At 58.4% G+C, this 13,806-nt stretch carries 16 protein-coding genes; 7 read left to right on the forward strand and 9 right to left on the reverse strand.

What is annotated here, in order from left to right; all coding sequences use genetic code 11:
* Positions 1–43: 43 nt before the first annotated feature.
* Positions 44–1,285, reverse strand: coding sequence for a sigma-54-dependent transcriptional regulator (locus tag AC13C8_RS17660; RefSeq protein WP_482848556.1), 1,242 nt, complete (start codon positions 1,283–1,285; stop codon positions 44–46).
* A complete protein-coding gene (locus AC13C8_RS17665) occupies positions 1,282–3,039 on the reverse strand; it encodes a sensor histidine kinase (RefSeq protein WP_482848557.1) in 1,758 nt (585 codons plus the stop codon). The genes AC13C8_RS17660 and AC13C8_RS17665 overlap by 4 nt, the downstream gene beginning before the upstream one ends.
* A gap of 59 nt (positions 3,040–3,098) precedes the next feature.
* Between AC13C8_RS17665 and AC13C8_RS17670 the strand changes: the two genes are divergently transcribed.
* Positions 3,099–4,274, forward strand: coding sequence for a cytochrome P450 (locus tag AC13C8_RS17670; protein ID WP_482848558.1), 1,176 nt, complete (start codon positions 3,099–3,101; stop codon positions 4,272–4,274).
* Between the two features lie 117 nt (positions 4,275–4,391).
* Here the strand turns inward: AC13C8_RS17670 and AC13C8_RS17675 are convergent, their stop codons facing one another.
* Complete coding sequence (locus tag AC13C8_RS17675) at positions 4,392–4,853, reverse strand: Lrp/AsnC family transcriptional regulator (protein ID WP_091432096.1); 462 nt, start codon at positions 4,851–4,853, stop codon at positions 4,392–4,394.
* 140 nt (positions 4,854–4,993) lie between these two features.
* Here AC13C8_RS17675 and AC13C8_RS17680 point away from each other — a divergent pair, with 140 nt between their 5' ends.
* The 6 genes from AC13C8_RS17680 (at position 4,994) to AC13C8_RS17705 (ending at position 9,579) form a co-directional block, all read left to right on the forward strand.
* Complete coding sequence (locus AC13C8_RS17680; protein ID WP_091432094.1) at positions 4,994–5,320, forward strand: DUF2849 domain-containing protein; 327 nt, start codon at positions 4,994–4,996, stop codon at positions 5,318–5,320.
* A complete protein-coding gene (locus AC13C8_RS17685) occupies positions 5,313–6,983 on the forward strand; it encodes a nitrite/sulfite reductase (RefSeq protein WP_091429188.1) in 1,671 nt (556 codons plus the stop codon). Before AC13C8_RS17680 ends, AC13C8_RS17685 begins: the two co-directional genes overlap by 8 nt.
* Positions 6,973–7,713 (forward strand): phosphoadenylyl-sulfate reductase, encoded by a 741-nt coding sequence (locus AC13C8_RS17690; RefSeq protein ID WP_482848559.1) that lies wholly within the window; start codon positions 6,973–6,975, stop codon positions 7,711–7,713. Before AC13C8_RS17685 ends, AC13C8_RS17690 begins: the two co-directional genes overlap by 11 nt.
* Positions 7,710–8,120, forward strand: coding sequence for a DUF934 domain-containing protein (locus AC13C8_RS17695; RefSeq protein ID WP_482848560.1), 411 nt, complete (start codon positions 7,710–7,712; stop codon positions 8,118–8,120). The genes AC13C8_RS17690 and AC13C8_RS17695 overlap by 4 nt, the downstream gene beginning before the upstream one ends.
* A 68-nt stretch (positions 8,121–8,188) precedes the next feature.
* Entirely contained in the window at positions 8,189–9,043 is an 855-nt protein-coding gene (locus tag AC13C8_RS17700) for a ferredoxin--NADP reductase (RefSeq protein WP_482848561.1), read from the forward strand.
* Between the two features lie 170 nt (positions 9,044–9,213).
* The gene (locus tag AC13C8_RS17705) at positions 9,214–9,579 is read left to right on the forward strand and encodes a cupin domain-containing protein (protein WP_091432092.1); all 366 of its coding nucleotides are present in this window, start codon (positions 9,214–9,216) and stop codon (positions 9,577–9,579) included.
* A gap of 43 nt (positions 9,580–9,622) precedes the next feature.
* On the opposite strand, the gene AC13C8_RS17710 is transcribed toward AC13C8_RS17705, so the two are convergent.
* The 6 genes from AC13C8_RS17710 to uxuA all read right to left on the reverse strand — a co-directional run bounded on the left by AC13C8_RS17710 (position 9,623) and on the right by uxuA (position 13,793).
* A complete protein-coding gene (locus AC13C8_RS17710) occupies positions 9,623–9,886 on the reverse strand; it encodes a hypothetical protein (RefSeq protein WP_245744663.1) in 264 nt (87 codons plus the stop codon).
* Positions 9,887–10,376: 490 nt separating this feature from the next.
* A complete protein-coding gene (locus AC13C8_RS17715) occupies positions 10,377–10,802 on the reverse strand; it encodes a hypothetical protein (protein ID WP_482848562.1) in 426 nt (141 codons plus the stop codon).
* Between the two features lie 152 nt (positions 10,803–10,954).
* On the reverse strand, positions 10,955–11,233 hold the full coding sequence (gene cas6e, locus AC13C8_RS17720; protein WP_482848563.1) for a type I-E CRISPR-associated protein Cas6/Cse3/CasE: 279 nt from the start codon (positions 11,231–11,233) through the stop codon (positions 10,955–10,957).
* Positions 11,197–11,463 (reverse strand): type I-E CRISPR-associated protein Cas6/Cse3/CasE, encoded by a 267-nt coding sequence (locus tag AC13C8_RS17725; RefSeq protein ID WP_482848564.1) that lies wholly within the window; start codon positions 11,461–11,463, stop codon positions 11,197–11,199. Before AC13C8_RS17725 ends, cas6e begins: the two co-directional genes overlap by 37 nt.
* 156 nt (positions 11,464–11,619) lie before the next feature.
* Complete coding sequence (locus tag AC13C8_RS17730; RefSeq protein ID WP_482848565.1) at positions 11,620–12,498, reverse strand: NAD(P)-dependent oxidoreductase; 879 nt, start codon at positions 12,496–12,498, stop codon at positions 11,620–11,622.
* A gap of 146 nt (positions 12,499–12,644) precedes the next feature.
* Positions 12,645–13,793 (reverse strand): mannonate dehydratase, encoded by a 1,149-nt coding sequence (uxuA, locus tag AC13C8_RS17735; RefSeq protein ID WP_482848566.1) that lies wholly within the window; start codon positions 13,791–13,793, stop codon positions 12,645–12,647.
* Between the last annotated feature and the right edge of the window lie 13 nt (positions 13,794–13,806).

Consider the following 13,806-nt stretch of genomic DNA (forward strand, 5'->3'; position numbering starts at 1 on the left):
TGACCGCACATCCATATCACGCCACTGTGCGGAAATTCGCACATCAATGTCGATAGGTTTCAGGCCGAATCTGGTGCCGGGCCAGTTTGTCATAGAAAGTTTTTCGCGGCAGTTGCAACTCGCGTGCCGCCGCCGTCGCGCCGCCCCGGTGACGCCTTAGGGCTTCAATCAGCAACGATCGTTCTACCTGCGCCAACTGCTCGGCCAGACCGGGCCGGGCATCCGACGCCCCGCCTTCGACATCCGCCAGCCCCAGCCCCATTGCAAACCGCATGGCGGCGTTCATCAGGGCACGCGCGTTGCCCGGCCAATCCTGCGCCATCAACTGCGCGATGACATCATGTTCGATCTCGGGCGGGGTCAGCGCGGCCTGTTCGCTGGCGATCGAGACATAATGACGAAACAGCACGGGAATATCATCCTTGCGTTCGCGAAGCGCCGGAATACGGATGCGCAGCACGTCGAGCTTGTAGAACAGATCCGGATTGAACCGTCCTGCGCCCACCTCGACCTCCAGATCGCGATAGGTGCCTGCCAGGACCCGCGTCTTGCTGGTCCGGTCCAACAGGTCAAGCAGCAGGTATTGCGTTGATCCCTCAAGTGCGGCCACTTCGTCAAGAAACAGCGTGCCGCCTTCGGCGCGTGAAAACGCAGCTTCAAGCGCGTCTGTTGCCAGCCCGGAAGCGGACAGTTTGATGAACGCTCGCGTGGCATCGCCGGACAGCAGGTGCACAACCTCGGCCACTTTCGATGTGCCCGATCCCGGCTCGCCGCAGATCAGCACCTCGGCCTGTGCATGGGCCGCCGCGCGCACTGTGTTGCGCAAGTCTTCGGCCAAGGTGCTTTCGCCAATCAACAGGCGGGCCGCCGCGTCACCGGTTTCTGCCCGCGCCTTCAGTGCGCGGTTTTCAAGCACCAGCGCACGGGTGCGCAAAGCCCGCCCGACCACCGCCAAAAGCGACGCAGGATCACAGGGTTTTTCCAGAAAGTCGAACGCACCTTCATTGATCCCACGCACAGCAGTGGGAATATCCCCTTCCCCTGTCAGCAATATCACCGGCAGCTCCGGGTCAACCGCTTGCGCCTGTGCCAGCAATGCAAACCCATCCTTACCCGGCATCCGAATGTCAGACAGGATCACGCCATCAAGGTCCGGCACGATGTGGTCCTTGGCTTCAATATAGCTGCCCGCCAGGATCGTCGTCAGACCATCCAGCTCCAACGTCTGGCCCAGCGCATGACGTACCATTGCGTCATCATCAACCAGAAGAACAGTTTTGCTCATGCGGCCTCCTGCGCGCCAGCGCGGTCAAGTTCCACGGTGAAGATCGCCCCCCCATCGGGATGATTGCGCCCACGGATTGCGCCGCCGAAGCTCTGCACCAGCCCATAGGAGATTGACAGGCCCAGCCCCATTCCCTCGGTCGGGCTGACCTCTTTGGTGGTGTAGAACGGGTCAAAAATACGGTCGGGTTCGTCAATGCCGGGGCCGGTGTCACGCACCGACAGCACCACGCGATCCGTCGATGGATCCAGCGTGATCTCGATCTTTCTGTGAACCCGCTCGGCCATCGCATCCATTGCATTGGACATCAGGTTCATCACCACTTGCTGAAGCCGCACCTCACCACCGCGCACTTTGGGCGCGCCCTCCGGTCGTTGCCAGTCCACGCGCACCCGTTCCGACTGGATCCGGGGTCCCAGCATCTCAAGCGCCTGATCGACGACCTTCGCCAGATCGACATCGGTGATCGGCTCGCTTTCCTGTCGGGCGAAGGCGCGCAGGTTCTTGATGATCCGATCCATCCGGCCCGCCTGTTGCGAAATGCGGCTCAGGTTCTTGTCAGCCTCATCGGTCTGCCCACGCCTTAGAAACACCATGCCATTGTCGGCAAACGACCGAATGGCCATCAGCGGCTGGTTCAACTCGTGGCTGATGCCCGCTGACATTTGCCCAAGAGCAGACAATTTGCCTGCCTGCACCAGATCCGCCTGCGCCTGTTTCAGCGCCGCCTCTGCCTCGCGGCGTTCGCGGTTTTCGCGCAGCAGATCGACATTGGCCGCCGACAGGGCTTTGGTGCGCTTGGCCACGCGCGCTTCAAGCCGGGCATTTGCCGCGGCTTTCAGACGCAATTGATTGTTCAACGCCCGCCGCCTTTCGCCCACTGCCAGCAACAGTCCGCCGATCCCCAGACAGATCGCTGCGGCAATCGCGGCCAGCAGGGCCGCCGTCCGCTCCGCCGGGGCGGTGTCCAGCAATATCTCGCCGGACAGGCCAATCACTGGCAGGTCACGGGTCAGATGCAGCGCCCGGTTCGGCAGGTAGGGTCCGGCATCAAGTGTCCAGACCTCGTATCCGGTCCAATGACTGACCGAGCTTTTCAACACGCTTTCACGAGGTCGCTCGGCCCCCACAAGCTCCAACCGGTTTGCCGCAAACACGCGAGTTCCGTTCAGCGTAAAAAACAATGCCGCCGCCGTTGAGGGCCAGTTTTCTTCGAAATCCAGAAGATCTGTCCGCGCGATCACCGTGCCCAACGGTTTACCGTCGCGACTGTGCATTGGAGCCGCAAATGAAAAGATTCGCTGCGTGACACCCGAGGCCATGGGTTGAAACCGCGCCTCGACGCCCAAGGCGCCGGTCAGCGCGCGATGGATCAACTGCGCATCTGGGTCAAGCTGCGCCTCCCCCTCACCCGACGCGGCCAGCACTTTGCCGTCCACCCCGACAAGTGAAAGATGGTAGGCACCCGTCATGTCCGCCATTGCCTGCAACAACGCATCGGCTTCGCCTTCGACATCAGGCTCGCCGCCCAAACGGTCCCGCAAAACAGGATGTTCGGCCAGAACCACCGCCAATTCGCGGTAGCGAAACAGATGCCGCGTCAACTGGTCCGAGGCCAGAGCAAGCTCGGATGTCGCCTGTTCAGACAAAGACGCCAGCGACGCGCGCCACGCCAGCGCCCAAGCCCCGGCGCTGATCGCTACGGTGCCAATGAGAAAGGGAAAGACCCATTTCGTGCGCAGGTATCGAAACATGAGGGAAAGAATAGAAAGCCGCGCTTGCAAAGGCCAGCAGCTTTGACGACCATGCGCGGATGTTGCGCCTGACCCAATCCCCGACGGACCCCGACTTTATCCAGAACCCCTATGGGTTTTATGACCGCGCCCGTGCGGAGGGCGACATCTTCTGGTGGGAAGATTACGATATGCCGATGGCGGTCAGCTTTCGATCTGTAAACGCGCTGTTGCGTGATCGCAGGTTCGGTCGCGAGCCCGTTGAACCGATTGCATTTCCTGACCACCTCGCGCCGTTCTATGCCGTCGAGGCGCATTCGATGCTGGAACTGGAAGCCCCCCGTCACACGCGGCTGCGCAAATTGGTTCTGCGCGCCTTCACCAGCCGTCGCATCGCCGGGCTGGGACCAGAGATTGACGCGCTGGCCCATCAGTTGATCGACGCCTTTCCGGGCGGCGACTTCGACCTGCTGCCCGCCTTCGCCACGCGCATTCCGGTCATCATTATCTGCCGCCTTCTTGGCGTGCCCGAGGATATGGCAGATGATCTGGCGCGATGGTCCAACGCCATGGTCTCGATGTATCAGGCGCGCCGCACCCGCGCGGTCGAGGACAAGGCCGTGGCAGCCACCGAATCCTTTGTCGCGTTCCTGCGAGATTATGTAGATCAGCGCCGCGACGATCCGCGTGACGATTTGATCTCTGAACTGATCGCAGCAGAGGCAGAGGGTGAAAAACTGTCGTCGGACGAGTTGATCTCGACCTGTATCCTTCTGCTCAACGCGGGGCACGAGGCGACGGTACACGCGATGGCGATCGTCGTGAAAACGCTTCTGGAGCAACAGACACCCGCATCAGCCCTTGCCCCTGACGCCCGCGATGCGACCATCGAAGAAACCCTGCGTTTTGATCCACCCCTGCACATGTTCACGCGATATGTTTATGAGAAGACAGTGCTCTACGGTCAGAATTTCAATCGCGGTGACAAGATCGGGCTGCTGTTGGGCGGGGCCAATCGAGATCCGGATGTCTGGGACGATCCCGACGATTTCGACCCCCAGCGCCCGATCAAGCCAAACACATCCTTCGGCGCGGGCGCGCATTTTTGCATCGGGGCACCACTCGCGCGATTGGAACTTGCCCGCGCCCTGCCGATCCTGTTCGACCGCTGCCCCAACCTGCGCCTGACCGCCCCGCCACAATTTGGCAATGTTTACCACTTTCACGGGCTTGAGCGCCTCATGGTGCGATGCTGACCCGCACCTCTTCCGACTTCTTCTGGCCTGAAATATCCCGGGGTAGCACAAAGCCGCGGGCTTTGTGCGGAGGGGCAGCGCCCCTCGGGCGCGCGAAGCGCGCCACCGCCCGCTACATCAGAGCGGCAGTTCGGTCGTGAACTTGATCTCTTCCATCGACAAAAGGGCCGTGACGTTGAAAATCTTCACCTCAGAAATCAGCGCCTGATAGAACTCGTCATAGGCGCGGGCGTTTTTCACGCGAACTTTCAGGATATAGTCGATCTCGCCCGCCAACCGGTGCGCTTCCATCACTTCGGGACGCGCCCGCAAGGCCGCCAGGAATTTCCCCTGCCAATCCGCTTCGTGCTCCGAGGTGCGGATCAGGACGAAAAAACACGCCTCAAACCCCAGACTTTCGGCATCCATCACCATGGTGTTTTTGCCGATCACCCCGGCTTCGCGCAACTTGCGAATCCGGTTCCAGACCGGGGTCTTCGATGACCCCACTTTCTTGGCAATCACGTCGAGTGATTGGCTGGCGTCGCCTTGCAACTCGCGCAGGATTTTCCGGTCGATCTCGTCCAGCCGAACAGACATTTCGTTTTCTTCCTCCTTTTGGTCCATACGTTCTACGATCACCTGAAACCGAAACAATATTCCTTATCTGGCGCAACATATCGCTGTTTGATGGGAAAATGTCCTATATAGGGCAGGAACGCAATAAGAAAGGACCGGCCATGCCCCGCCCCTTCACACCCAAAGTTGTAACCGCAAACGACCTTGTCGAAGGCGATGTGATTTATCTGAACCGGAACGGGGCCTGGGTGCGCGACATGTGTATGGCATGGTTGATCGAGGATGAGGCGGAGGCCGTCGCCCAGCTGGCACTGGCCGAAACACAACCCGAGATCGCCGTGGGCGCCTATCTGGCAGACGCCAAGGCTGGCCCCAATGGCCCCGTCCCCACCCATTTCCGTGAAGCGTTCCGGGCCAAAGGGCCGTCGAACCGCTTCCACGGCAAACAAATCAATACTGCCCGGACCGAGGCCGCAGCCCATGTATGATTACAACAATTTCGACGAAGGCTTTGTTCGCAACCGCGTCAACCAGTTCCGCGCCCAGGTGTCGCGCCGCATCTCAGGCGCGCTGACCGAGGACGAGTTTCGCCCCTTGCGCCTGATGAATGGCGTCTATCTGCAACTGCATGCCTATATGCTACGGGTGGCAATCCCTTATGGCTCGCTCAACCCCAATCAGATGCGCCAGCTTGCGATGATTTCCGAACGCTGGGACAAGGGCTATGGCCATTGGACCACGCGTCAGAACATCCAGTATAACTGGCCGCGACTTGCCGATATTCCCGACATGCTGGAGGCTCTGGCCGATGTCGGGATGCACGCCATCCAGACCTCGGGCAACACGATCCGCAACGTAACCGCCGACCATTTCGCAGGCGCTGCGGCAGACGAGGTTGAAGATCCCCGCCCTACCGCAGAGCTTTTGCGCCAATGGTCCACCGACCACCCGGAATTCCAGTTCCTGCCGCGCAAGTTCAAGCTGGCGGTCACGGGGTCAAAAGCAGACCGCGCCGTGACCAAGGCGCATGACATCGGCATCCGTATCGTGAAAAATGACGCGGGCGAGGTTGGCTATCAGATCATCGTTGGTGGTGGTTTGGGCCGCACGCCGGTGGTTGGTCAGGTGCTCAAAGACTTCTTGCCCCGCGCTGACCTGTTGCCCTATGTCGAGGCGATCGTCAGTGTCTACAACACGCTGGGACGGCGTGACAACAAATACAAGGCGCGCATCAAGATCACCACGATGGAAAACGGGATCGACAAGATCAGCGAGTTGGTCGAGGCGCGGTTTGCCCAGTTGCGCCCTCTCTTCTCCGGCGTCGATCAACAGCATTTCGACGATATCGCCTCCAATTTCAAAGCCCCCGCGTTCAAGACCGCACCGCTGGACGCCTATCACGCGGCCCGCGACGCAGACCCCGTGTTCCGGTCGTGGGTCGACACCAACGTCGCAGAGCACCGCGCCGAAGGCTACGGCATCGTCACGATCTCGATGAAGGCGCATGGCGCCACGCCGGGGGATGCCTCTGCCGACCAGATGCGCGTAATTGCCGATTTGGCCGAGCACTACGCCCATGGCGACATTCGCATTAGCCACGAACAGAACGTGATCCTGCCCCATGTCCACCGCGCTGACCTGCCTACGCTGTTTGCCGCCCTGCGCGCACATGGCATGGCAACAGCCAATGCCGGTCTGATCTCGGACATCATCGCCTGTCCGGGCATGGATTACTGCGCGTTGGCGACCGCGCGGTCGATCCCCGTCGCACAGCAGATTGCCGAACGTTTCGACGAATTGAAGATCGAACACGATATCGGCCACCTGCAAATCAAGATCTCGGGCTGCATCAACGCTTGCGGGCACCACCACTTGGGCCATATCGGCATTCTTGGCCTCGACCGTGCGGGCGTCGAGAACTACCAGATCACCCTTGGCGGTGACGCTGGCCCAGATACGGTGATTGGCAACCGCGCCGGTCCCGGCTTTGCCTATGACCAGATCGTGCCTGCGATCGAGCGTCTTGTGCTGGCCTATCTGGACCTGCGCGAGGACGAAACCGAGACCTTCATCGACGCCTTCCGCCGTCTGGGCGCAGCGCCGTTCAAGGCCGCCCTTTATCCGGAGGAGGCGAAGACCAATGCCGCTTGAAGCCCCCCTTCCCGCCCCCGCTGAACGGGTCGAGACGCTGAATGCGCGCTACAAACACCATTCGGCCACCTCGGTCATTGAACGCGCGCTGACGGACAGCACAATTGGTGCATTGGCCATGGTCTCCAGCTTCGGCGCGGAAAGTGTCGTGCTGCTGCACATGGTTGCGCGTATCGACCGTTCTGTCCCGGTGATCTTTCTGGATACACAGATGCTGTTTCAGGAAACGCTGGACTACCAGGTCGAGGTCTCGGAAAAACTGGGCCTGACCGATGTGCGGGTCATCCACCCGGACGCAAACGAGCTGTTCAAGCGCGACCCGGACAACATCCTGCATCTGGCCGACACCGATGCCTGCTGCGACTTACGCAAGGTCGAGCCGTTGGAAAACGCCCTTCAGGGCTTTGACGGCTGGATCACCGGGCGCAAGCGCTTTCAGGGTGGCAAACGCGTCGATCTTCAGTTTTTCGAGGCCGAAGACGAACGCCTGAAGGTCAATCCGCTGGCCCATTGGGCGTCCGAGGACGTGCGCGATTACATGATCAACAACCGTCTGCCGCGTCACCCGCTGGTTGGGCGGGGCTTCCCGTCGATCGGATGCGCGCCCTGCACGTCGCCCGTGAAACCGGGCGAAGACCCGCGTGCCGGTCGCTGGCGCGGGGCGGAAAAGACGGAATGCGGCATCCATTTCGTGGATGGCAAGATACAGCGAATAGGAGCAAGCGCATGAGCGTGATCGTAACAGATGCGGGCTTTGCCCATGACGATTGGGACAACGGTTTTGCCTTGGCTGACGAGCGGGCCGCCAACGACACGCGTGGGCTGCATTTGCCTTCTGACACCGACCCTGCCGCTCTGGCCCAGTTGATGATTGGCATCGACATGATCCGCATCGACTTCCCGTCTTTTGCGGATGGGCGCGGCTTTACGCTGGGCCGCCAATTGCGGCTGCTCGGCTACAAGGGTCGATTGCGCGCCCATGGCCACGTGATCTCGGACCAATACGCCATGGCGCGCCGGTCCGGGTTCGACGAGGTCGAGATCAGCGAAGATCTGTCCCTGCGCCAGCCCGAAGGCGACTGGCTGTCGCGCGCGGATTGGCAGGACTATGACTATAGGTCGCGGCTGACTGGCTAGACCCTTCCCCTGAACCTCCCTATATACGCAGATAGAAAAGGACGGGGCCGCGCGCCCTGTTGATGCACATGAATGAAGTGACGCCCGTTATGGATGCTGAAGCAAAAGTAAAACCCGTTCCGACTCTGCCCGACGCGCAAACCGTGACCGAGGTCGAACATTACACCGACCGCCTGTTCCGGTTTCGCTGCAACCGGCCGCAAACCCTGCGTTTCCGCTCGGGCGAGTTCGTGATGATCGGGCTGATGGGCGACCCGGACCCCAAGACCGGCAAGCAAAAACCGCTTCTGCGCGCCTATTCGATTGCCAGCCCGTCATGGGATGAAGAGCTTGAGTTCTACTCGATCAAGGTGCCGGACGGCCCGCTGACGTCCAAGCTGCAACACATCAAGCCCGGCGATCAGATCATCCTGCGCCCGAAACCCGTGGGCACGCTGGTGCATGATGCGCTGATCCCCGGCAAACGCATCTGGTTCTTCGCCACTGGCACAGGCTTTGCGCCCTTCGCGTCCCTGCTGCGCGAACCCCAGACCTATCAGGATTACGACGAGGTGATCATCACCCACACCTGCCGCGAAGTGGGCGAGTTGACCTATGGTCGCAATCTGATCGAGGCCTTGAAGGATGATGAACTTCTGAACGAGGTGATCGGCGATGGCTTCTGGAAAAAGATCAAATACTACCCGACCACCACCCGCGAAGAGAGCCCCAAGATGGGCCGGATCACCGATTTGATCCGTTCAGGCGACGTGTTCGCAGATCTGGGCACCGACCCGCTTTGCCCCCAGAACGACCGCGCGATGATCTGCGGCAACCTGCCTTTCAACCTGGAGCTCAAGGAACTTCTGGAAGAAGCCGGGCTTGAGGAAGGCGCAAATTCGAAACCCGCACAGTACGTGGTGGAAAAGGCGTTTCTGGAGTAATTCGACAAACACTTGGCACAGCCGGATGTCGGTCGCACAAAGTGCAACGGGTGGACCATTGGTCTGCCCTTTTTCGTTTTATCCATGCGACCCAGAACCCGCGTTCTGACGATAGGCCAGAGACACGCAATGTGATATCCCTGTGTGCAAAATGGGCCACGGGGGAAATCATGCACTACGTCAAACTCTACGCGGATGCCGCGGGCGAAAGCCATTGGAGCGATATCGACATCACGCTGGCACCGCGCAGCTTCGCACCACCCGCGCAAGACATCGAGGTTTCGGACCCAGAGCCAGCGCGTCGGATGATGTTTCTAAGGTTGCGTGCGGGGTGGAACGAACCAATCCACCCCACCCCTGTGCGACAAAAACTGATCTGCCTTGCGGGCAGCATCAAAGTCACCGCAAGCGACGGTCAGACCCGCGACATCGCAAAAGGCGACGTCTGGCACATGGAAGATAAACACGGCCAAGGCCATCACACCATGGTTACAAGCGAAATCGACTTTGAAGCGGTGATCATTCAGCACGAATAGTATGTATCACTTCACGGCCCAAGCGCGGCGTTTCTATCGGCGCTCAGGCTTTCCAGTTTGCGATGACTGTAAATGAATGCGCTTTCGGCTCATCCACCAGATATTCGGAAAAAGCTGACCAAAGCGCTTTGACCTTTTCTCCGGTCTCTGGGCTCATCTCTGCCAACTCTGTCGTCGAGATGACATAACCAGACCCCTCGTCGTCGTTCATGACATTCAAGAAGGACTTCTGACCGGGCAACGCCATGATCTTGTCTTTCAGGCTCTCCATGATCTTGGTGGCCGCGGCTTTGCTTCCTGGTTTCATTTTGTAAGGTGTAATGCGAGCATACATTTTCTTTGGACCCTTTCTTCGAACGCACATAATTGGCGTCCGACCCACCCGCTCGTGATTGAGCGCGATGGGTGAGTGTAGCACATATCCGGGTCGGGTTGAAAAACACTCGTCTGGCGGGACCGGTCTGGATCTGTCTGACGTCAGCGCCAATGGGACAGGTTTGATGCTTTTCTAACGTATCTTTCCAAGTTGCCCCGGCACGAATGGTTTCAAGACGTCCGATGGTCTAAATCCTATATTGTCTTTTTCGATCCTAAAGGGAGCAGCCAGGTTACGGAACAAATGTTCTTCGTGGAAATGGCAACGGCCCTGACCGGACTCTCTATGCCGTGCTTGGACGCGGCGGTCGCAGCCCGTTTTGCAGTCATTCGCCGCGCCTGCGAGGTCAACCGCTATTCCGACCCGACAGTCTGCGGGAAGAATCGTTCTATGGATTTGTGCTCAAGAATGTCCGCTGTCGCTAAATATGGCTCGGTTTTCTGAAAACCATGACATAGCTCATCTGCAAGCCGATCTCAGAGTGTTCAACATTCCACCAAGCATTCAATATATGTTTTGGCAATTCTTCAAAGTAATCCAAAGTGAGGCTCGAATTGATAGCACCCATTACGATATCTGACATCTTGTGACTGAAAGAAACGTTTGGCGACGCTTCATAGCTCTCGCCGCCATAATAATCCAAGCCGCTTTCGTCGATGTAGGCATCGTCCCGAAAATATGACAGCTCCCAACTGACCGGGTCATTTGCTTGTCCCGGCTCACGCATAATCAAGATGGAATGATGCTCGTAGATAAATATCATCCCATCTGGTGCGAGTAGTTTCGATATTTCTGCGAAGAAACTGTCGAGGTCAGGCATCCAACTCGACACGCCGATGGTTATCATGACAATGTCAAAATGGACCTGTCACGGAATTGTTCCGCTCCGATTGCTCATTTAAGCGACCTTTCGTTCGAAGGCCAAGGGGCTTGGGCAGGTCGCCTGCGCGCAAGACCTCTTCGATCTGGGGGATGATGCGCGCCAAGGCGGCAGGCCCTTCATGCCCGGCTGATCAGCATCAGCCCGCCGCCGAACGCCTTGGCCCGCCCGATCCCGCGCGCAAGCGTTGTGACGAACGCCGCCGGGTCGGTGACGCGCAGCGTCCCAGTGATGTCCAGCACGCCGAAGGTGACGGGCATTCCGTATTTTCGTGCGCCGCGCTTTTTCGCGAAGCGATGGACCGAATAATCATCGACCGCAACGTGTTCGGGGGCAAAGCCGCCCCGCGCGCCCTGCCCCGTCAGCCAAGTCTGCGCGACCTCTTGCGCCGTGGCCATGCGCGCCTCGGCCCGACCCTAGCCGCTGGGGGCAAAGCGTCCATTACCAAGTCGATATGGCGCTTCTTTTCCTTGCCGCTGGCGGTCTCTTCGCCGGTCTTCTGCGTGCGCGTCGCGTTGGCACGCAGGACAAAGCCCAGCCGGTCTCCGGCGCGCAAGTCGGGGGCGAATTCCTTGGTCTGGATGGGGTTGAAGAAGGGTGTCTCGGCAGGCGGGCGCGCAGACAGCACCAGAAATCGCCCGGCCCCATCCGCGCGCCGCCTTCGTTTGGGTCCAACAGCGCGCCAAGGGCGGCGACCTGTGGGTCGCGTTTTGTCATGGCGGGACGCTATGTCAGCACCCTGCCCGCTTCAACCTAGGTTCTTCTGACACTGCCTAACCAGAAGTTAAGCTTTCAGTTTGACGAAATAATCGAAAATTTCAGGAACGTTTCCATTGCTCATCCCCGCGTCGACAGCGGCTTGAAGGTTGTGTGACGTCCCTTCTGCGATTTCGGATCGCGTCCCCAAATCTTCGACCATTTTAAGGAAATAGCCGAGGTCTTTGTTGGCATTGGCGATAGAGAAACCAAGATCGCTGACATCATCAACGGCGTAGTTTTTACAAAACCCCATGAAAGGTGAATTGGATGGACCGGTCGACATTATTTCATACAGTTGCTGGCGGTCGACGCCTGCGCGGTCTGCCACCGCAAATGCTTGGCTCATGGCGCTGACGGTTGTCATACCCATGAAGTTATTGATCAACTTCGTCGTATGCCCTGCCCCCAGAGCGCCAAGATGAAAGACGTTCTCACCTAACACATCCAGCACTGGCTTCACTTTTCCAAAGGTTGCTTCGTCACCTGCCGCCATGATGTTTAGTAATCCATCTTTTGCATGGGCTGGCGTCCGTCCAAGCGGGGCATCAATCATGCCCGCACCCTTTGCAGCAAGATCCGCGCCGATTTTGCGTGTCGATGCAGGAATGGAAGTGCCGAAATCAATCACGACAGCACCGTCCTGGATACCTGCCAGAATGCCGTCATCACCATAGATCAAGCCTTCCACAACTGCGGAAGTTGTGAGGCAAAGCATGATAACATCACTGGCTTGAGCGAGTTCTTTTGCCGAGGCGACTTCACGTGCGCCGCGAGCTAAGACAGTTGCCACCGCGTCTTTGTTCAGATCCATGACAACAGGCTCAAAACCGTTCTTTTGCAGGCATTCAACCATGTTGCCACCCATAAGACCGAGGCCAATAAAACCGATCACGGGACTTTCCATTTCAAACTCCTTAGCGAATGCCAGTGTCGACTCGGACACTACTTTATTTTATACTAGTATACCAGAATGATATGCGGAAGATTCAGGGTCTTCAGCGAGAACCGCTCAATTTCGCACCAAGTTGGCTGAACCCCGCGAGTACAAATTTAACTGAGGGCACAAATGATCCCGCGTAGTTCGGACAAACCGCGCAGGCGGCCGATCATTGTGTAACCCGGCTGTGCATCCATCTCTGTGTCAGACAGCAGCGCGTGCCCATGATCTGCCCGGAATGGAAGGTCCACATCACGACGGCATTCTGCTTCTAGAAGTTCGTCAATTACAGCCACAAGATCTACGTCCCCGGCCAGATGCGCTGACTCGGTAAACGAGCCGTCTGTCGATTTGGTTACATTTCTAAGGTGAACAAAATGAATGCGATCAGCAAACACTTTGGCGATGGCGGGAACATCATTGCCTTGCGCAGAACCAAGCGATCCAGTGCACAATGTCAGGCCACTTACCGGATCATTCTGTGCTTGCAAAATCCAACGAATATCATCCTCTGATGACACGATGCGTGGCAGTCCCAGAATGTCTCGCGGCGGGTCGTCTGGGTGAATGCACATTCGAATGCCCAGATCTGCCGCCGTTGGCACCACTTCGGCAAGGAAACGTGCAAGATTTGCGCGTAGATCATCGTGCGTGATCCCCGCATAACTCGTCAGTACACTGCGCAACCCGTCGATATCATATCGATCCAATGCACCCGGCAGACCAGACATGACCGCGTGAAACAGGGCAGCCTGATCGTCCTTGGATGCTGACGCGAACCAAGCGTCGCCTGCGCGAACGGCGTCTTGATGATAGTCTTCCCTAGCATCCGCGCGACCAAGCATGTGTATCTCGAACGCTGCCATTTTTGCTGCGGAGAAGTGTAAACAAGTGCCTCCGCGCGCAACAGGTTCTGCAAGGTCGGTGCGTGTCCAATCCAGGATGGGCATGAAGTTGTAACAAACAGTCGAGACACCTTCAGCAGCAATATTCGCAAGAGATTGGCGATAGTTTGCAAACAACGACTTCAGATCGCCAGTTCCGCGCTTGATGTCTTCGTGGACGGGCAGGCTTTCTACCACGTCCCATGAAAATCCTGCGGATTCGATTTGTGTGCGGCGTGCTGCGATCAACTCGCGCGACCAAACTTCGCCATAGGGAACAGCGTGCAGAGAGCTGACAATACCCTGTGCCCCAGTCTGGGCCACTTGATCTAACGGGATCGGATCGAATTCTCCAAACCAGCGCCATGTCTCTCGCATAGGGATAGCTCCT

The organism is Aliiroseovarius sp. B-4 (genome assembly GCF_056857795.1).

Excerpts from the sequence above, each read along its gene's own strand:
- AC13C8_RS17690 (WP_482848559.1), top strand. The coding sequence starts at position 6,973 with ATGCCGCTTGAAGCCCCCCTTCCCGCCCCCGCTGAACGGGTCGAGACG.
- AC13C8_RS17685 (WP_091429188.1), top strand. The coding sequence starts at position 5,313 with ATGTATGATTACAACAATTTCGACGAAGGCTTTGTTCGCAACCGCGTC.
- cas6e (WP_482848563.1), bottom strand. The coding sequence starts at position 11,233 with ATGGCCACGGCGCAAGAGGTCGCGCAGACTTGGCTGACGGGGCAGGGC.
- AC13C8_RS17710 (WP_245744663.1), bottom strand. The coding sequence starts at position 9,886 with ATGAAACCAGGAAGCAAAGCCGCGGCCACCAAGATCATGGAGAGCCTG.
- AC13C8_RS17715 (WP_482848562.1), bottom strand. The coding sequence starts at position 10,802 with ATGATAACCATCGGCGTGTCGAGTTGGATGCCTGACCTCGACAGTTTC.
- AC13C8_RS17675 (WP_091432096.1), bottom strand. The coding sequence starts at position 4,853 with ATGTCTGTTCGGCTGGACGAGATCGACCGGAAAATCCTGCGCGAGTTG.
- AC13C8_RS17705 (WP_091432092.1), top strand. The coding sequence starts at position 9,214 with ATGCACTACGTCAAACTCTACGCGGATGCCGCGGGCGAAAGCCATTGG.
- uxuA (WP_482848566.1), bottom strand. The coding sequence starts at position 13,793 with ATGCGAGAGACATGGCGCTGGTTTGGAGAATTCGATCCGATCCCGTTA.
- AC13C8_RS17680 (WP_091432094.1), top strand. The coding sequence starts at position 4,994 with ATGCCCCGCCCCTTCACACCCAAAGTTGTAACCGCAAACGACCTTGTC.
- AC13C8_RS17660 (WP_482848556.1), bottom strand. The coding sequence starts at position 1,285 with ATGAGCAAAACTGTTCTTCTGGTTGATGATGACGCAATGGTACGTCAT.
- AC13C8_RS17730 (WP_482848565.1), bottom strand. The coding sequence starts at position 12,498 with ATGGAAAGTCCCGTGATCGGTTTTATTGGCCTCGGTCTTATGGGTGGC.
- AC13C8_RS17695 (WP_482848560.1), top strand. The coding sequence starts at position 7,710 with ATGAGCGTGATCGTAACAGATGCGGGCTTTGCCCATGACGATTGGGAC.
- AC13C8_RS17700 (WP_482848561.1), top strand. The coding sequence starts at position 8,189 with ATGAATGAAGTGACGCCCGTTATGGATGCTGAAGCAAAAGTAAAACCC.
- AC13C8_RS17670 (WP_482848558.1), top strand. The coding sequence starts at position 3,099 with ATGTTGCGCCTGACCCAATCCCCGACGGACCCCGACTTTATCCAGAAC.
- AC13C8_RS17665 (WP_482848557.1), bottom strand. The coding sequence starts at position 3,039 with ATGTTTCGATACCTGCGCACGAAATGGGTCTTTCCCTTTCTCATTGGC.